The sequence below is a fragment of the Pseudomonas sp. 28 E 9 genome (genome assembly GCF_900004785.1).
Classification (GTDB): domain Bacteria; phylum Pseudomonadota; class Gammaproteobacteria; order Pseudomonadales; family Pseudomonadaceae; genus Aquipseudomonas; species Aquipseudomonas orientalis_A.
In genome coordinates this window covers 1-18,401 of the sequence record NZ_CVTK01000019.1, presented here as the reverse complement: position 1 = coordinate 18,401, position 18,401 = coordinate 1, and the positions used below count along the sequence as shown (strand labels likewise).

Below are 18,401 nucleotides of genomic sequence, written 5' to 3'. Positions count from 1 at the left end.
CATGGCTGTCAGCCACAGGCGTTGGGCGCAATCCTATGCGCGCGTTGAACTATGTGTCAATTTCGTGAAGCACCTGTATTTAGGCTAAATAATTCTAAGCACAGACCTATTGCGCTTGGGTAACCGCCCAGAAATCCCAACAGCCCCCGCAAAAAAACACACTAAGTAACAAATTAACAGACGATACGTTTGGGAATAGATCCCGCAAGCAAATGCAAAGCATTACCATTTGCGCGCTTTCTCATCCCTGACAATTCGGACACTTTTTCCCATGCCAGCCCCTCGCCTGACGCCCGTTCTTCTTGGACTTTCTGCTGTGCTGTCTGCCGGTTTTGCCTGTGCTACCACAGTGTTGCCTGCCACCTCGATCAGCGCGGAACTCGACGAAGACGACCCACGCATCAAGCAAAGCAACACCGCCACGCGCACCGCGACCGCCGTGCGTTACGTACCCCAGGCGATTGATTCGGTGAAAACCGACAGCCTGCGCGCCTATGGCACCAACGATCTGGGCCAGGCGTTGAGCGGTATTCCCAACGTCAGCAGCGGCGCCGACACGCGCTTCGACAGCCTGCGTATCCGCGGTTTCGATGCAAGCAATGACTTCTACCTGGACGGCATCCGCGACGACAGCCAATACGTGCGTGACCTGCACAACATCGAGCGTGTCGAGGTGCTGAAGGGCCCGGCAGCGGTGCTCTACGGGCGCGGCGGCCAGGGCGGGATCGTCAACCGTGTGAGCAAACTGCCAAGCCCCGGCCGCAGCTCCAGCCTCGAAGCCCAGGGCGGCAGCAACGATTTGCGCAGCCTGTACGCCGACCTGAGTACCGACCCCAGCGATAACATCAGCCTGCGCCTGAACATGGGCAACCAGGACAACAACAGCTTTCGCGATGGCGTCAGTGGCAACCGCCAATTGTTCGCGCCGTCGATGAGCTGGCAACTCACGCCCGCGCTGAACTGGCTGGTGCAATACGAATACAGCCGCTACAACCGCACGCCGGACCGCGGCATTCCTGGGGTCAATGGGCGTCCTGCGGATGTGAGCCGCGGCACTACCTATTTCTCCAGCGGCGATTACATCGATGACACCTCCCAGTCCCTGCGCTCCAAACTGGCCTATGAGCTCAACGATAACTGGCAACTGCGCCACACCCTGGGCGTGTTCAAGCTCGACAGCGACTTCGACAACACCTACCAGACCGGCTACGACGCGAGAACCAACACCGTCAGCCGCCAGCACTGGCAGCAGGACCTGACCACCCGCAACGTGTTCAACAACCTTGAACTGGAAGGAGGTTTCGATACCTTCGGGCTGGAGCACCGCCTGCTTACCGGGATTGAACTGGGCAGCCAGCGCCGCGACCCGAAACTCTACTCGGCCACCGCGCCCAATCGAGGCGGCCAGGCTGTACCGAGCCTGAATCTGAACCAACCCAACCGTCACCTCAGCCATACCGGGCGCATGAGCGTTTCGAGCGACAACCACACTGAAGTCGAAAGCCTCGCCCTGTACGTGCAAGATCAACTGCGTTTGAACGATCAGTGGCAACTGTTGGGCGGGCTGCGTTATGACCGCTTCGAAGTCGATACCACCAACAAGCTGCTCAACACTCAACAGGACGTGAAAAGCCACAGCACCAGCCCCCGCGTCGGCCTGGTGTGGACGCCGCTGGAGCATCACGCCTTCTATGCTTCGTGGAGCAAGACGTTCTCCCCGGCAGGCGGCGGCTTGATCGGCATCACGCCGAACGCCGCCGGCACCGTCAACGACCTGAGCCCCGAGCTGACCAAACAGAAGGAAATCGGGGTGAAAAGCGATTGGCTTGACGACCGCTTGAGCACCACCCTGGCGGTGTACGAGCTTGAACTCTACAACCGCCGCACCAGCGACCCGCTGGACCGCACCATTACCCTGCTGACAGGCAAGCAACGTTCGCGCGGCATCGAGCTGACCGCCACCGGCAAGCTCGTCGGCCATTGGTATGTGCGCGGCGGCGTCGGCCTGCAGGATGCCAAGGTCGAGGAGGACAACAACGGTTTCGAAGGCAAGCGCATCAGCGACGTGGCCAAGCGCAATGCCAGCGTGTTCATCACCTGGAAACCGGAGATGGGCTGGTACGCGGAAACCGGCCTGACCCTGGTCGGTGACCGTTATGCCGACAACCTCAACACGGTGGTATTACCCGGTTATGGCCGCTGGGACGCGCTGGCCGGGTTCCGTCAGAAAGAATGGGACGTGAGGGCTGCGCTGAACAATATCGCCGACAAACGCTATTACGCCTCGGCCACCAGCGTCGCGCAGATTCAGCCGGGGGAGCCGCGTAGCGTGGTGGTGACAGGCACCTACAGCTTCTGAAGTTTCTCGCGCGATGTGGCAGCTGTTCAGTGACTCATCAGTTCGCACAACACCTGCACCTCATCCTCCGTGAACAAACCCGCCGGGTAGCGTTCGCTCATCACGCTGCGCAAGTCAGGCTGTTGCCTGACTTGCCGCGAGCCGTTTTCCTTCAACCAGAGCCCCAGCGCGTGGATGGCATCGCCATCGACCCGCACCGGGTGGAACGTGCGCATGTACATCGGGTTGATTTCGGCATTCATTTCAGCGCTCTCTCCTGCTGCGTGAGCGGCTAACGTACTCAAGGTATGTGACAGAACAACGCGGTCTTGACCTGAGTCCCTGTCGCCTCTGTGCGATACAAGAGCTATGCCAATGTCCCGTATTCACGGGTATTGAGACGTAAAAAAGCCCGCGACCTTGCAGGGCCGCGGGCTTGCCTGGAACACCGCTGTCACGCGGTGCTCACTCGCCATCAAGGCACTGTTACAACTGCACTCAATTTCTCTGCGGGGCGGGCTGCTGCTGGGTCAGGCAGTGTATGTTGCCGCCCCCCAGTAACAGTTCGCGGCCCGGCACCATCACTACTTCGTGTTGCGGGAACAGGTTCTGCAGGATCTGCTTGGCCTGGTGGTCCAGCGGGTCGTCGAAGCTCGGCGCGATGATGCCGCCGTTGACGATCAGGAAGTTCACGTAGGAGCCGGCCAAGCGCACGCTCGGATTACGTTCCTGGCTCCCGTCCACCGGATCGACACCGGCACATTCTTCCTCGGTGGCGTACAGCGGCCCTGGAATCGGCATCTTGTGCACCGTGAACGAGCGGCCCTGGGCGTCAGTGCTGCTTTGCAGTACGTCCATGGCGGCATGGCAGCGCGCGTAATTCGGGTCTTGCGGGTCGTCGGTCCAGGCCAGCAGCACTTCACCGGGGCGCACGTAGCAGCAGAAGTTATCCACATGGCCGTCGGTTTCGTCGTTGAACAGGCCATCCGGCAACCAGATGATCTTATCCACAGCCAGGTTGGCGCTGAGTACCGCTTCAATGGCTGCGCGATCCAGGTGTGGATTGCGGTTGCGGTTCAACAGGCACTCTTCGGTGGTGATCAGGGTGCCTTCGCCGTCGACGTGAATCGAACCGCCCTCCAGTACGAAGCCTTCGGTGCGGTAACGTGAGGCACGCTCGATCTCGAGAATCTTGCCGCCCACTTGTGAGTCACGGTTCCACGGCGCATACAAACCGCCGTCAAATCCGCCCCAGGCGTTGAAATCCCAGTTCACACCGCGCACTTCGCCGCTGTCGTTGGTCACGAATGTCGGGCCGGTGTCCCGCACCCAGGCGTCATCGCTGGACATCTCCACCACGCGGATATTCGGCACGTCGAGGCGGCTGCGGGCGTTTTCGTACTGGCCGGCGGAAACCGCGACGGTCACCGGTTCGAACCGTGCGATGGCCTTGGCCACGGCCACGTGGGCCGCCTGCGCCGGCTTGCCGCCCAGGCGCCAGTTGTCCGGGCGCTCGGGCCAGATCATCCAGGTCTGGGTTTGTGGCGCCCATTCGGCGGGCATATGAAAGCCATCGGCGCGAGGCGTGCTGTGCAAGGTAGTCATGACGATGAAGGCTCCGAATGGGGTGAAAGCCGACTTTATAACGGATAAATATCGGCTTTAGTAGCTTAAAAATATGGAATTCTATAAAAACAATCGTATTCAGCCGATAACAATCGATTTTTACAACTGTCACCCGGCAAATTTTCAGAACGAAGCCCCTCAGGGCGCTGTCAATGTTGAGGTTAAGATCTTGCTGACTGCCCAGAGATCGCAATGTGCCACTCAGGCCGTAATAGTGCTCAAGCAGATGGCTGCCTGCTCAAGGCTCAACCAGAGGCACGGCAGGCTGGCACGGTGGACCAATATGGCGAGCAATATTGTGACGACCTCGGTTTTATCAGGCGTCTATATCGCCATTGTTCGGGGGTGTTAATCAACCCCTCCTGCTCGCCGTGCTTGCGCCCGTTCGATTCACAACTCAAGCTATGCTTCTTTCGCTTAATGTCCGTCTAAGGAAAAGGCCCTCGACATGCGCATTCTCATCACCGGCGGTGCCGGATTTATTGGCTCGGCCCTGATCCGGCATCTGATCCAGCACACTGAGCACGAAGTGCTCAACCTGGACAAGCTCACGTACGCCGGCAACCTTGAGTCGCTGGCCAGCATTGCGTCCAACAGCCGCTACGAGTTCGTCCAGGCCGATATCATCGACCAGGCCACTGTCAGCGCCGTCCTGGCGCGCTTTGAGCCAGACGCGATCATGCACCTGGCGGCCGAGTCCCATGTGGACCGTTCCATCGACGGCCCGTCGGATTTTATCCAGACCAACATCGTCGGCACCTACAGCCTGCTCGAAGCCACCCGTGCCTATTGGCAGAAGCTGGCTGAACCGGCCAAAAGCGCGTTCCGTTTCCACCACATCTCCACCGATGAAGTGTACGGCGACCTGCACGGCGTGGACGATCTCTTCACCGAAACCACGCCTTACGCCCCCAGCTCGCCGTACTCGGCCAGCAAGGCAGCCTCCGACCATCTGGTCCGAGCCTGGCAGCGTACCTACGGCCTGCCGGTGCTGTTGACCAACTGCTCGAACAACTACGGGCCGTTCCACTTCCCTGAAAAACTGATCCCACTGGTGATTCTCAACGCCCTCGCCGGCAAGCCGCTGCCGGTGTATGGCGATGGTCTGCAAGTGCGCGACTGGCTGTTCGTCGAGGATCACGCCCGTGCGCTGCTCAAGGTGGTGACGACTGGGGTGGTGGGCGAGACCTACAACATCGGCGGCCACAACGAACAGAAGAATATCGACGTCGTACGCGGCATCTGCGCCCTGTTGGAAGAGCTGGCGCCACAGCGTCCGGCCGGCGTGGAAAAATTCACCGACCTGATTACTTTCGTCAAGGATCGCCCGGGCCACGACCAACGCTACGCGATCGACGCCAGCAAAATCGAGCGCGAACTGGGCTGGGTCCCGGAAGAAACCTTTGAGACCGGACTGCGCAAGACCGTGCAGTGGTACCTCGATAATCTGGAATGGTGCCGCAGGGTCCAGGATGGCAGCTATCAAGGTGAACGACTTGGCAATACTGACGTGAAGGATCTGATCGCATGATGAAGGGAATTGTATTGGCCGGCGGTTCCGGCACCCGTTTGCACCCCATTACCCTGGGCGTGTCCAAACAGCTGTTGCCGGTGTATGACAAGCCGATGATCTACTACCCAATCTCGGTGCTGATGCTGGCGGGGATCAAGGACATCCTGGTGATTTCCACGCCGGTGGACCTGCCGCAATACCGCAACCTTTTGGGTGACGGCAGCCAGTTCGGCGTGCGCTTCAGCTATGCGGAACAGCCTTCGCCCGATGGTTTGGCCCAGGCGTTTATCATCGGCGAGGAGTTCATTGGTAACGACCCGGTGTGCCTGATCCTGGGGGACAACATCTTCCACGGCCAGCACTTCGGCGATCAGTTGCGCAATGCCGCAAAACGCCCATCCGGCGCCACGGTGTTCGGCTACTGGGTCAAGGACCCGGAGCGTTTCGGCGTGATCGATTTCGACAAGGACGGCCGCGCCCTGTCGATTGAAGAGAAACCGACCAAGCCTAAATCCAGCTATGCGGTGACTGGCCTGTATTTCTACGACAACGACGTGATCAAGATCGCCAAGGCCGTGCAGCCTTCGCCACGCGGCGAGTTGGAGATTACCGACGTCAACAACGCCTACCTCAAGCGCGGCGACCTGCATGTTGAACGTTTTGGCCGCGGCTTCGCCTGGCTCGACACCGGCACCCATGACAGCCTGCTGGAAGCGTCCACTTACGTGCAGACCATCGAGCATCGCCAGGGCCTGAAAGTCGCCTGCCTGGAAGAAATCGCCTACGACAACGGCTGGATTGATCGTGACTATTTGCTGGAACGCGCTAAATATTTCGGCAAAACCGGCTATGGTCAATATCTGTACATGTTGGCCGGGAACCCTAAATGAATGTGAGCACCACTGAGCTGCCTGGTGTATTGGTCATCGAACCGAAAGTATTCGGCGATGACCGCGGTTTTTTTTATGAGAGTTTCAACGCCCGCGAGTTTGAAAACGCCAGCGGGTTGAAACTTCAGTTTGTGCAGGACAACCACTCACGCTCGTTGAAGGGCGTGCTGCGTGGCCTGCACTACCAGGTGGAACACGCCCAGGGAAAACTGGTGCGTGTGACGGCTGGGGAAGTGCTGGATGTGGCGGTGGATATCCGCCGCAGCTCTCCTCATTTCGGTAAATGGGCCAGCGTGCGCCTGTCTGCCGAAAACAATCGGCAGCTGTGGATACCACCGGGCTTTGCCCACGGTTTCCTTGTGCTGAGCGATTACGCCGAATTCCTCTACAAGACGACCGATTACTACACCCCGTCGGCAGAGCGTTGTATTCGCTGGGACGACACGGACCTCGATATCGATTGGCAGCTCGATGGCCCACCGACCCTGTCCGCCAAGGATCAGGTCGGTAAAAGCCTGAAGGATGCGGACCTGTTCCCGTGACAACGCCCCTGAAGATATTGATCACCGGCCAGCACGGCCAGGTCTCCCAGGCGCTGCAACAGCGCCTCCAGGGCCTGGGCGAACTCGTCGTGCTGGGCCGCGACCAGCTTGATCTGGCTAACGCCGAGCAGATTCGCCAACAGGTGCGCGCTCACCGCCCCGACCTGATCATCAACGCCGCCGCCCACACTGCGGTCGATCAGGCCGAAAGCGAGCCGGACGCGGCCTTCGCCATCAATGCCATCGCCCCCGGCATTCTCGCCGAAGAAGCCAAGGCGTTGGGCATCCCACTGATTCATTACTCCACCGACTACGTGTTCGACGGCAGCAAACCTGCCCCGTACACCGAAAACGACACGCCCAACCCACTGGGTGTGTACGGCCAGAGCAAACTGGCGGGTGAACTGGCGATTGCGGCCGTGGGCGGCAAGTACTTGATTCTGCGCACCAGTTGGGTGTATTCCAGCCACGGCAAGAATTTCCTGCTGACCATGCAACGCCTGCTGCAGGAAAAACCGCAGATGCGCATCGTCGCCGACCAGATCGGCGCGCCAACGTGGGCCGGGACCATCGCCGACAGTACGCGCGCACTGATCGAACGCTGGCAAGCCGGTGACGCCGGCGAGTGGGGGGTTTATCACCTGACTGCCCAGGGTGAAACCTCATGGTTCGGCTTTGCCGAGGCGATTGGCGAGCAACTGCGCGCCGAAGGCAAACCCTGTGCCGAGCTGGAAGCGATCCCGTCCAGCGCCTACCCAACACCCGCCAGGCGCCCGCTGAACTCACGCCTCGATTGCAGCCGCCTGCAGCAGCAATGGCACGTCAGCCAGCCGCAATGGCAGGACGCATTGCACGAGTGTCTTGCCAGGCAGCACTAGGCATAATGCGCCTGTACCCACAGGCGCACGATTCCCATGACCCCACCTCTTCCACGAAGACCCCGCTGGCGCAGCCTGGCCCTGTTGGCGTTGTGCCTGGCGCCGCTGCTATGGCCGCTGGAACATCTGGCCGAGCGCTACTACCGCAGCGAGTTGGCCGGGCAGAACCGCCAGACCCTGGACCTGTACGTCGCCAACCTGTTGGGCACCCTGCATCGCTACGAAGTGCTGCCGCAGATCCTCGGTGACCTGCCGGCCCTGCGCACCGCGCTGGATGCGCCGCAGATCAGCACCAACCTGGTCAATGCCAACGTGCTGCTCAAGGATGTCGCCGCCCAGGCCGGGGTGGAGGTGATGTACCTGATGGACACCACCGGCAAGACCCTCGCCGCGTCCAACTGGGATAAGCAAGACAGCTTTGTCGGGCGCAATTTTTCCTTTCGCCCCTATTTCAGCGAAGCCATGGCCGGGCGCCTGGGACGTTTTTTCGGGCTGGGCACCACCTCGGCCAAGCGCGGCTATTTCTTCGCCGCCGCCGTGCGCGATGATGAGAAAATCATCGGCGTGCTGGTGGTCAAGGTCGACCTGGACCACACCGAGAGCCTGTGGGGCAATACCCCGGAACAACTGCTGGTGACCGACCACAATGGCGTGGTGATCCTCACCTCGCGCCCGCAATGGCGGTTCCGCGCCACACGCCCGCTGACCGACGAAGAACGCCAGGCCATTATTGCCATCCAGCCCTACCCGACCCGTGATCCGCAGCCACTGAACCTCAGCAGCAGCGCCTGGCTGCGCCAATCCACCGCCATCGCCGAAACCGGCTGGAACGTGGAAATCCTCGCCCCCCAGTCGCTGATCAACCGCCCGGTGCGCACCGTGGTGGCCGTCGGCGGCGCGACATTGCTGGTGCTGATGCTGCTGCTCGGCTTGATGATGCAGCGCCGTCGCCATTACCTGGAGCGCATCGCCTTCGAAGCCAAGGCCCGCCGCGAGCTGGAAATGCGCGTGGCCGAGCGGACCAGCGACCTGGAGGGCCTGAACCGGCGCCTGAAACAGGAAGTGCTGGAGCGCGAACACGCCCAGCAGGAACTGGTACGCGCCCAGGACGATCTGGTACAGGCCGGTAAACTCTCGGCGTTGGGCACCATGTCGGCCAGCATCAGCCATGAACTCAACCAACCCCTGGCGGCGATTCGCAGCTACGCGGAAAACGCTGAAGTGCTGCTCGACCATGAACGCACCGCCGATGCTCGCGGCAACCTCAAGTTGATCAGTGAACTGACCGGGCGCATGGCGTCGATCATCGCGCACTTGCGCGCGTTCGCCCGCCGCGACCGCCACGCGCCGGAAAGCGTGGCGTTGCAACCGGCGCTGGACGATGCGCTGGCGTTGCTGGGCAAGCGGCGGCGCTCGATGGAGGTGGAATTGATCCGCGACCTGCCCGAGGCGACCTTATGGGTACAAGCCGGTGAAACCCGTCTGCGCCAAGTGCTGGGCAACCTGCTGGCCAACGCCCTCGACGCCCTCACCGAAAAAGGCCCGCCGCGCAAACTCTGGCTGAGTGCCCAAACCACCGACCAGGGCGTCAACCTGTACATCCGCGACAACGGCCCGGGCTTTTGCATGGAAGCCCTGGGCCGCGCCAGCGAGCCGTTCTACACCACCAAGACACGCACCCAGGGCCTGGGCCTGGGCCTGGCCATCTGTGAAACCCTGATGCGTGCGTTCGGCGGCGAGCTGCTGTTCGCCAACCACAAGGAAGGCGGCGCGCTGTTAACCTTGAAATTGCGCGCCGGCTCGCCGGGCGTCAGTGTGCAACCGTCCGAGGACCGCAGTGTATGAGTATCGATAACCAGATTCAGGTGGTGCTGATCGACGACGATCCCCATTTGCGTCAGGCGCTATGCCAGACCCTCGACCTCGCCGGGCTGAAAGTGCTGACCCTGGGCGAAGCCAGCGGCCTCACCGCGCGCCTGTCGCGGGACTGGCCGGGCGTGGTGGTCAGTGATATCCGCATGCCCGGCATGGACGGCCTGGAGCTGCTCGCCGAACTGCACGGCCAGGACCCGGACCTGCCCGTGCTGCTGATCACCGGCCACGGCGACGTGCCGCTGGCAGTACAGGCCATGCGCGCCGGCGCCTACGACTTCCTTGAAAAACCCTTCGCCAGCGACGCCTTGCTCGACAGCGTACGCCGCGCCCTGGCCCTGCGCCGCCTGGTGCTGGACAACCGCAGCCTGCGCCTGGCCCTCAGCGATCGGCAGCAACTGAGCACACGCCTGGTCGGGCATTCGCCGCAGATGCTGCGCCTGCGCGAGCAAATCGGTGCACTGGCGGCGACCAAGGCCGATGTGCTGATCCTCGGCGAAACCGGCGCCGGCAAAGAAGTCGTCGCCCGAGCCCTGCACGATCTTTCGAACCGTCGCAGCGGCCCGTTCGTGGCGATCAACGCCGGGGCACTGGCCGAGTCGGTGGTGGAAAGCGAACTGTTTGGCCATGAACCCGGCGCGTTTACCGGCGCGCAGAAGCGCCGTATCGGCAAGTTCGAATTCGCCAACGGCGGCACGCTGTTTCTCGATGAAATCGAAAGCATGAGCCTGGACGTGCAGGTCAAGCTGCTGCGCCTGCTGCAGGAGCGGGTGGTCGAGCGCCTGGGCGGCAACCAGTTGATCCCGCTGGACATCCGCATCATCGCCGCCACCAAGGAAGACCTGCGCCAGGCCGCCGACCAGGGCCGCTTCCGCGCCGACTTGTATTACCGTCTCAACGTCGCGCCGCTGCGCATTCCACCGCTGCGCGAACGTGGCGAAGACGCGCTGATGCTGTTCCAGCACTTCGCCGACGAAGCCAGCAGCCGCCACGGCCTGCCGCTGCACGAGTTGCAACCGGGGCAACGCGCCCTGCTGTTGCGCCACAGTTGGCCGGGCAATGTGCGCGAGCTGCAAAACGCCGCCGAACGCTTCGCCCTGGGCCTGGAACTGGCCCTGGACAGTACGCCGGACGATCCATCCACCAGCACCCTGACCTCCACGCCTGGCGGTTTGAGCGAGCAAGTCGAACAATTCGAAAAAAGCCTGATCGCCGCCGAACTGACCCGCCCCCACAGCTCCCTGCGCAGCCTCGCCGAAGCCCTCGGCGTGCCACGCAAAACCCTGCACGACAAACTGCGCAAACACGGCCTGAACTTCGCCGACAGCGTCAACCACAGCGCAGACGACGAATGACCCCGTCCACCCGCCAAGAGACCGCCATGAGCCGCGACAGCCGTTACCTGGAATCCATCCTTCATCACGACATCCCCCTCACTCGGGAAATGAAGCTCAAGGTGCTCGACTGGCAACACCACCAGCTGCAACTGCAGCTGCCCTTGCAAGCCAATATCAACCACAAGAGCACCATGTTTGGCGGCAGCCTCTACTGCGGCGCCGTCCTGGCAGGCTGGGGTTGGTTGCACCTGAGACTGCGCGAAGACGGCATCGAAGACGGGCACATCGTGATTCAGGAAGGACAGATCAGTTATCCGTTGCCGGTGACGCAGGATGCGACGGTGATTTGCACGGCGCCGGAGGAGAAGGTGTGGAAGCGCTTCGTGGCGACCTACAAACGCCATGGCCGGGCGCGGTTGGCGCTGGACACATGGATTGTGAATGAGGGCAGCGAAGAGCGCGCAGTAACCTTCACCGGCCAATACGTCCTGCACCGCTAGCCGCCATCACACAAAGCAAATGTGGGAGGGGGCTTGCCCCCGATAGCAGTGTGTCAGGCAACCCGCTTCTGACTGTTACACCGCAATCGGGGGCAAGCCCCCTCCCACATTTTTAATTTGCGCAGGTCTAAGACCTGGCCAGACTCAACAAGCGTTCACGCCATGCCGCCTTGGCCGGCAACGCCAGGAAGAACGGGTTCAGCAACGATTCCCGCGCCGGGTAGCTGAACGGCTTGCCGTTCAACTCCAGCACCGCGCCCCCCGCCCCTTCCAACACACCTTGCGCCGCTGCGGTATCCCACTGCGACGTCGGCGCCAGGCGCGGATAGCAGTCGGCACTGCCCTCGGCCAACAGGCAGAACTTCAACGAGCTGCCGATATTCGCCAGTTTCAGCTCGCCCAAACCCTGGCTCAACCCCTCCAGCAAACGCTCCTGCTCCGGGCTGGTATGCCGGCGGCTGGCAACCACGGTAAAGGCTTCACCCGCCGCCGGCGTCTGGCGCACCTGGATCTGCCTGGGCGCGGCATTCACATCCGAGCGCCAGGCTCCCAGGCCCGCACCGCCGAAGTAGCAACGACCGCTGGTGGGCATCGAGACCACGCCGAACACCACACGGCCCTGCTCGATCAAGGCAATATTGACCGTGAACTCTTCACTGCCGCTGATGAATTCCTTGGTGCCGTCCAGCGGGTCCACCAGCCACCAGCGCTGCCAACCGGCGCGCACGCTCTGGTCGATATCGGCGTCTTCTTCGGACAGCACCGGAATGCTCGGGTCCAGCGCCGTGAGACCCGCGAGAATCAGATGATGCGCGGCCAGGTCGGCGGCCGTCACCGGCGAATCATCCGCCTTGGAGGTCACCGCCACATCGGCACGCCAGTACGGCAGGATAGCTTCACCGGCCTGGCGCGCCAGTTCAATGACCGGCGCGATAAACGGATGGCCCAGAAACAACTCGCTCATAAGGTGAACACCCCACGCTGGATCAGCAGGTCCCGTACCAGGTACAACGCGGCCAGCGCCCGGCCCTCGCTGAACTGCTCGTTCTGCGCCAGTGCCGACAGCTCACGCAGGTTGACCCGCTCCACGCGCATAGGCTCAGGTTCATCGCCTTCCAGGCGCTCTTCGTACAGATCAGTGGCGAGCACCACCTGGATTTTCTGGCTCATATAGCCGGGCGACAGCGACAGCTCGGTGATATGTTCCAACTGGCGTGCGCCATAGCCGGCCTCTTCCTTGAGTTCGCGGTCCGCCGCCGCCAGCACATCCTCGCCGGGCTCGATCAAGCCCTTGGGCAAGGACAGCTCATATTCATCGGTGCCACCGCAATACTCTTCCACCAGCAATGCATGGTCTTCGTCGATCATCGCCACGATCATCACCGCGCCATAACCCGCACCACGGCCCACCAGACGTTCGTAGGTGCGCTCAACGCCATTGGAAAAGCGCAATTGCACTTCCTCCACGCGGAACAAACGGCTACTGGCGACTATTTCGCGGGCGAGGACGGTGGGTTTCTGGCGCATAAACGGCTCCTTGGCGTGATCGGGTTACTATACCGTGGCTTTTCCGATTGTCTGTGTCGGATATCTTTACTTACATGAGAACGCCCCATGCCCTCTTTGCCCTGGCACGCCATCGACACCGTCCTGCTGGACATGGACGGCACCCTGCTCGACCTGCATTACGACAACCACTTCTGGATGGAGCACCTGCCGCAACGCTACGCCGAGCTGCACGGCGTGAGCCTGGCCATGGCGCAAATGGAATTGCAGCCGCTGTTCGAGCGTAACGCCGGACAGTTGCAATGGTATTGCCTGGATTTCTGGAGCGCGGAGCTTGCAATCCCCGTGCGCGAACTCAAGCTGGAAACCGCCCACCTGATTGCCCTGCGCCCGGACGCCGATACTTTTCTGGCAGCGATCAAACAGGCCGGCAAGCGCGTGATCATGATCACCAACGCCCATCGCGATTCGTTGTCTTTGAAGTTGGAGCGCATCGAGTTGGCGCCGTACTTCGAACAACTGATCAGCTCCCACGATTACGGTTTTCCCAAGGAGAACCCGCAGTTCTGGGAAGCGCTGCAAGCAGACATCGACTTCGACCCGGCCCGGAGCCTGTTTATCGACGACACCTTGCCGATTCTGCGCAGTGCCAGGGATTTCGGGGTGGCCCATTTGCTGGCAGTCAAAGAGCCCGACAGCAAAAAGGGGCCAAAGGACACTGCAGAGTTCGCAGCCGTCGGGAATTATCGAGAACTTATTACCGGGCTTTGAGCGAGTATGGGAGGGGGGACACGCCCTCATACCAATCTGTAGGAGCGAGCTCGCTCGCGAAAAACGTCAACGATAACGCGTATTTCCTGCATAAACGCGGTGCCTGTGAGTTCTTCGCGAGCAAGCTCGCTCCTGCAAAAAGGGCGAGCTTCCTCATTTTATCCTGCGTATTACTCAGGGATACGCAGGGTCTGGCCTGGGTAGATCTTGTCCGGGTGCGACAACATCGGCTTGTTAGCCTCGAAAATCTTGTTGTACTGATTGGCGTTGCCGTACACCGTCAGGGAAATCGCGCTGAGGGTGTCGCCTTTTTTCACAACCACGAAACGCGCAGCGGTAACCGCCGGGCCGGAGACGGTGATCTTGTCTTCGACACTGCCGACACCTGCGATATTACCGGCCGCCAGGATGATTTTTTCTTTCTCTTCCTGAGTTGCGACTTCGCCCGTTACCGTGACTTTGTCACCCTCAACGGTGGCCTGCACATTCGGATTTCCAAGGCCAACCTTGGAGATGTGGTCCTTCAACTGCTCACTGGCGTTGGCATTACCCGGCGTCAGCAGATCAATCAATTTCTCGCCTGCTTCCTTAACAAAACTGAAAATACTCATGGTGCGCTCTCCTTGGGTTTAAGTACCTGATGCCCAAGACTAGACCAGTCCCAAAGATCTGGGTTCCGGGTCACTCCTTGACTAAAAAACGAACCTTGATCGACGCTATCTATCAATACATCAATACTGGCGATTAGACGCGACCCTTTGTCGCGCCTAGTCTGAACACTGATCAATCCGCCGGTGGTATTGCCCCATGAACGCCAAGCGCCCCACCTGCGCGGCGCCCGCCCTCGAAACGCCAGCGCCCGCCGCCAGCCAGAGCTATCAGTACAGCAATCTGGAACACACCGACGTCGGCAGCACTGCGCTGGCCGAAGAGGTGGCGTTGGCGATTTCCTACAACGATATCAGCCAGGCCGTCATGCTGGTGACGCCGACCGACCTTGAAGATTTTATCGTCGGTTTCAGCCTTGGCAGCGGCATCATCCGCGATGTTAGCGACATATACGATCTGAAGCTCAGTGGCTCGGGTTCCGCCCAGTATGCTCAGGTACAGATTTCCAGCCGTGCATTCTGGAACCTCAAGCAGCAGCGCCGCCAATTGGCCGGTACCAGCGGCTGCGGCCTGTGCGGTGTCGAAGCGGTGGAGCAGGCCTTGCCCGACCTTCAGGTGCTGCCCGGCGCCCCTTTGCCACCGGCCGAATGGCTCGATGGCCTGCGCCAGCGCATCAGTGCATTCCAGCCGCTGGGCCAACACAGCGGCGCGGTGCATGCGGCGGTGTTCATGAACGACCAGGGCGAATTGTTGATCGGCCGCGAAGACATCGGCCGGCATAACGCCCTGGACAAACTGATTGGCGCCTTGATTCGCCAAAAGATTCCGACCGACGGCGGGCTGGCGATTGTCACCAGCCGCTGCAGCCTCGAATTGATCCAGAAAGTCCTGCGCGCGGGCATCCAGACCCTGGTCAGCCTGTCGTCGCCCACCGGCCTGGCCCTGCAATGGGCGCGCCGACATAACCTCAATCTCATCCACCTGCCGCAGAAAAGCGCGCCGCGGGTCTACAGCCCTGCGATGGAGTACCAGCCATGAGCCTTCACCACCAAGCCGACCAGACCCCAACCCCACGCTATAAGCCCTATAAAGGCCCGGCCGGCGGCTGGGGTGCGTTGATCAGCGTGGCGCAAGCCTGGCTGACCAGCGATAACGCGCTGAAAAACCTGCGCATGATGCTCAAGACTAACCAGAACGGCGGCTTCGACTGCCCGGGCTGTGCCTGGGGCGACTCGCCGGAAAGCGGCATGGTCAAGTTCTGCGAGAACGGCGCCAAGGCCGTCAACTGGGAAGCCACCAAGCGCCGCGTGGACGCGGCGTTCTTCGCCAAGCACAGCGTGACCGCGCTGCTGGAACAAAGCGATTACTGGCTGGAATACCAGGGCCGTCTCACCGAGCCCCTGCGCTACAACGCCGAGACCGACCGCTACCAACCCATCAGTTGGGAAGCCGCGTTCGACCTGGTCGGCAAGCACCTCAATGCCCTGCCCAGCCCGGACATGGCCGAGTTCTACACCTCGGGCCGCGCCAGCAATGAAGCCGCCTACCTGTATCAGCTGTTCGTGCGCGCCTACGGCACCAACAACTTCCCGGACTGCTCGAACATGTGCCACGAAGCCAGCGGCGTCGCCCTGGCACAGAGTGTGGGCGTGGGCAAAGGCACCGTGACCTTTGATGACTTCGAACACGCCGACGCTATTTTCGTCTGGGGCCAGAACCCCGGCACCAATCACCCGCGCATGCTCGAGCCACTGCGCGAAGCGGTGAAACGCGGCGCCCAGGTGGTGTGTATCAACCCCCTGAAAGAACGGGGCCTGGAACGCTTCCAGCACCCGCAACATCCGCTGGAAATGCTTACCAACGGCGACAAGCCGACCAACACAGCCTATTTCCGCCCGGCCCTGGGCGGCGACATGGCCATCCTGCGCGGCATGGCCAAGTTCCTGCTGCTGTGGGAGCGCCAGGCCCTGGCCGAAGGCAAGGAAGCCGTGTTCGATCATGACTTCCTCAACGAACACACCGTTAACGTCCTGGACTACCTGGGCCAGATCGATGACACCTCATGGGAGGAAATCGTCGAGCAGTCCGGCCTGACACTGGTGGAGATCGAGCAAGCCGCGCGCATGTATGCCAAAGGCAAGAACGTGATCATGTGCTGGGCGATGGGCATTACCCAGCACCGTCACTCGGTGCCGACCATCCAGGAAATCGCCAACCTGATGCTGCTGCGCGGCAACATTGGCCGTCCAGGCGCTGGCCTGTGCCCGGTGCGTGGCCACAGCAACGTGCAGGGCGACCGCACCATGGGCATCAACGAGCGCCCACCGGCGGCGTTCCTCGACTCACTGGAGCGCCGCTTCCAGTTCCAGGTGCCGCGTACCAATGGGCACAACGTGGTCGAAGCCATCCACGCGATGCTCGAAGGCCGCGCCAAGGTGTTTATCGGGCTGGGCGGCAACTTCGCCCAGGCGACGCCCGACAGTACCCGTACCTTCGAGGCATTGCGCAACTGCGACCTGACCGTGCAGATCAGCACCAAGCTCAACCGCAGCCACCTGATGCACGGTAAAGACGCCCTGATCCTGCCGTGCCTGGGCCGTACCGACATTGACATTCAGGCCGACGGCCCGCAAGCGGTGACGGTGGAAGACTCGTTCAGCATGGTCCACGGCTCCAATGGCCAGTTGCAGCCGCTGTCAAAACTGATGAAATCGGAACCTGCGATCCTGGCCGGCATCGCCGCCGCGACCCTGGGCAGCAAACCGGTGGACTGGAACTGGCTGGTCGCCGACTACGGCCGCATCCGCGACCTGATCGCCGATACCATTCCAGGCTTCAAGGACTTCAACGAGAAGATCAAACATCCCGGCGGCTTCTATCTGGGCAATTCCGCCGGCGCACGCCGCTGGAACACCCCATCGGGCCGCGCCAACTTCCGGCCGAACATCCTGCCCAAGGACCTGATTCATGAGCGCACCCACGCCACAGGGCGGGTGCCGGACCTGATCATGCAGTCGATGCGTTCCCACGATCAGTACAACACCACTATCTATGGCCTGGACGACCGTTATCGCGGGGTCAAAGGGCAGCGGGATGTGCTGTTCGTCAACGAAGCCGACATCATCCGCCTGGGCTTCAAGCCAGGGCAGAAGGCAGACATCATCTCGTTGTGGGAAGACGGCCGTGAACGCCGTGTGAAAGGCTTTACCCTGCTGGCGTTCGATATTCCGGCCGGGCAGGCGGCGGCTTACTATCCGGAAGTGAACCCTCTGGTGCCGCTGGAAAGCACGGGAGAGGGCAGCCATACGCCAACGTCGAAGTTCGTCGCGATTCGTTTGGAAGCGGCGAGTGACAGTGGGCTGATCATGGCGCGCTCGGCCTGACTTGCCCTAATGCCAGTCAGTTAAGCGTAGACCGCCCTCTGTAGGAGCGAGCTTGCTCGCGAAAAACGTCGACGATAACGCGTGCTTCCTGAATGAACGCGGTGCCTGTGAGTTTTTCGCGAGCAAGAGCTAGGCGCCCCCCTCGCTCCTACAAAAAACTTTAACTGACAGGCATTGGGGCTAGCCCTGCGAAGAGGCCAGCACTTTCAGCCAACATTTTACAGGCACAAAAAAGGCCGCTTTTACCTAAAAGCGGCCGTTCCGAAGTAACTAAAGACCCGTAAAAACAATTTAAGTTCCCCATACAAAACAGTAACTTAACACATTGTATACAACTTCTGCCGCCGGTCGGATTTCGATTGTCAGCGTCTTGATACAACCTCAGGATCGCGCCGTCATCCCCTTGAGGTTTCCCTGAATGAAGTTCTCCTCGATTCTCTTGTTGTCCCTTGGCCTGGTCAGTGGCGCAGCCATGGCCGGCGGCACCACCGAAGCCGGTGTAGGCGGCGCATTGGGCGGGGTTCTAGGCTCGGTTGTCGGCCAGCAGTTGGGCGGCAACACCGGTTCGGCTATTGGCGCTGCGCTGGGTGGCGCAGGCGGTAGTGCGGTCGGCGCCGACAAGCGCAGCCGTGGCGA

16 protein-coding genes and 2 pseudogenes are annotated in these 18,401 nt (G+C 61.2%); 12 read left to right on the top strand and 6 right to left on the bottom strand.

Going from position 1 to position 18,401, the window contains the following annotated elements; genetic code table 11:
• Positions 1-271: 271 nt before the first annotated feature.
• On the top strand, positions 272-2,359 hold the full coding sequence (locus BFQ00_RS03445) for a TonB-dependent receptor (protein WP_065932608.1): 2,088 nt from the start codon (positions 272-274) through the stop codon (positions 2,357-2,359).
• Positions 2,360-2,385: 26 nt separating this feature from the next.
• Here the strand turns inward: BFQ00_RS03445 and BFQ00_RS03440 are convergent, their stop codons facing one another.
• The 3 genes and pseudogenes from BFQ00_RS03440 to BFQ00_RS30295 form a co-directional block, all read right to left on the bottom strand.
• Entirely contained in the window at positions 2,386-2,601 is a 216-nt protein-coding gene (locus BFQ00_RS03440; RefSeq protein WP_057725459.1) for a hypothetical protein, read from the bottom strand.
• 235 nt (positions 2,602-2,836) lie between these two features.
• Positions 2,837-3,943: an agmatine deiminase gene (aguA, locus tag BFQ00_RS03435; protein WP_065932607.1), complete on the bottom strand. Its 1,107-nt coding sequence runs from the start codon at positions 3,941-3,943 to the stop codon at positions 2,837-2,839.
• Positions 3,944-4,076: 133 nt separating this feature from the next.
• A pseudogene (locus BFQ00_RS30295) lies at positions 4,077-4,261 on the bottom strand (hypothetical protein); the annotation flags it as partial.
• A gap of 151 nt (positions 4,262-4,412) precedes the next feature.
• Here BFQ00_RS30295 and rfbB point away from each other — a divergent pair.
• From rfbB to BFQ00_RS03395, 7 genes are read left to right on the top strand one after another with little or no spacing between them, the layout of a single operon-like run.
• Positions 4,413-5,495, top strand: coding sequence for a dTDP-glucose 4,6-dehydratase (gene rfbB, locus BFQ00_RS03425; protein WP_032894082.1), 1,083 nt, complete (start codon positions 4,413-4,415; stop codon positions 5,493-5,495).
• On the top strand, positions 5,492-6,367 hold the full coding sequence (gene rfbA, locus BFQ00_RS03420) for a glucose-1-phosphate thymidylyltransferase RfbA (protein WP_065883189.1): 876 nt from the start codon (positions 5,492-5,494) through the stop codon (positions 6,365-6,367). Before rfbB ends, rfbA begins: the two co-directional genes overlap by 4 nt.
• Entirely contained in the window at positions 6,364-6,909 is a 546-nt protein-coding gene (gene rfbC / locus BFQ00_RS03415; RefSeq protein WP_065932605.1) for a dTDP-4-dehydrorhamnose 3,5-epimerase, read from the top strand. The genes rfbA and rfbC overlap by 4 nt, the downstream gene beginning before the upstream one ends.
• Positions 6,906-7,787: a dTDP-4-dehydrorhamnose reductase gene (gene rfbD / locus BFQ00_RS03410; protein ID WP_065932604.1), complete on the top strand. Its 882-nt coding sequence runs from the start codon at positions 6,906-6,908 to the stop codon at positions 7,785-7,787. The genes rfbC and rfbD overlap by 4 nt, the downstream gene beginning before the upstream one ends.
• Before the next feature lie 36 nt (positions 7,788-7,823).
• A complete protein-coding gene (locus tag BFQ00_RS03405) occupies positions 7,824-9,632 on the top strand; it encodes a sensor histidine kinase (RefSeq protein ID WP_065892663.1) in 1,809 nt (602 codons plus the stop codon).
• Entirely contained in the window at positions 9,629-11,014 is a 1,386-nt protein-coding gene (locus BFQ00_RS03400; protein WP_065932603.1) for a sigma-54-dependent transcriptional regulator, read from the top strand. The genes BFQ00_RS03405 and BFQ00_RS03400 overlap by 4 nt, the downstream gene beginning before the upstream one ends.
• 26 nt (positions 11,015-11,040) lie before the next feature.
• The gene (locus BFQ00_RS03395) at positions 11,041-11,496 is read left to right on the top strand and encodes a YiiD C-terminal domain-containing protein (RefSeq protein ID WP_065932602.1); all 456 of its coding nucleotides are present in this window, start codon (positions 11,041-11,043) and stop codon (positions 11,494-11,496) included.
• 127 nt (positions 11,497-11,623) lie between these two features.
• Here BFQ00_RS03395 and cysQ read toward each other — a convergent pair whose 3' ends face one another.
• Together cysQ and nudE are read right to left on the bottom strand one after the other, a co-directional pair.
• Complete coding sequence (gene cysQ / locus BFQ00_RS03390; RefSeq protein ID WP_065932601.1) at positions 11,624-12,460, bottom strand: 3'(2'),5'-bisphosphate nucleotidase CysQ; 837 nt, start codon at positions 12,458-12,460, stop codon at positions 11,624-11,626.
• Positions 12,457-13,023, bottom strand: a complete 567-nt coding sequence (nudE, locus tag BFQ00_RS03385) for an ADP compounds hydrolase NudE (RefSeq protein ID WP_065932600.1) — start codon at positions 13,021-13,023, stop codon at positions 12,457-12,459. The genes cysQ and nudE overlap by 4 nt, the downstream gene beginning before the upstream one ends.
• Positions 13,024-13,110: 87 nt before the next feature.
• On the opposite strand from nudE, the gene yrfG reads away from it, so the two are divergent.
• Positions 13,111-13,773 carry a GMP/IMP nucleotidase gene (gene yrfG / locus BFQ00_RS03380; RefSeq protein WP_065932599.1) on the top strand — a complete coding sequence of 221 codons (663 nt, stop codon included), beginning with the start codon at positions 13,111-13,113 and terminating at the stop codon, positions 13,771-13,773.
• 170 nt (positions 13,774-13,943) lie between these two features.
• Here yrfG and lysM read toward each other — a convergent pair whose 3' ends face one another.
• Positions 13,944-14,384 carry a peptidoglycan-binding protein LysM gene (gene lysM, locus BFQ00_RS03375; RefSeq protein ID WP_065892659.1) on the bottom strand — a complete coding sequence of 147 codons (441 nt, stop codon included), beginning with the start codon at positions 14,382-14,384 and terminating at the stop codon, positions 13,944-13,946.
• A 196-nt stretch (positions 14,385-14,580) separates the two neighbouring features.
• On the opposite strand from lysM, the gene fdhD reads away from it, so the two are divergent.
• From fdhD to BFQ00_RS03360, 3 genes and pseudogenes are all read left to right on the top strand, one after another.
• Positions 14,581-15,420: a formate dehydrogenase accessory sulfurtransferase FdhD gene (gene fdhD, locus BFQ00_RS03370; protein WP_065932598.1), complete on the top strand. Its 840-nt coding sequence runs from the start codon at positions 14,581-14,583 to the stop codon at positions 15,418-15,420.
• A complete protein-coding gene (locus BFQ00_RS03365) occupies positions 15,417-17,765 on the top strand; it encodes an FdhF/YdeP family oxidoreductase (protein ID WP_065932597.1) in 2,349 nt (782 codons plus the stop codon). The genes fdhD and BFQ00_RS03365 overlap by 4 nt, the downstream gene beginning before the upstream one ends.
• A 418-nt stretch (positions 17,766-18,183) precedes the next feature.
• A pseudogene (locus BFQ00_RS03360) lies at positions 18,184-18,401 on the top strand (hypothetical protein); the annotation flags it as partial.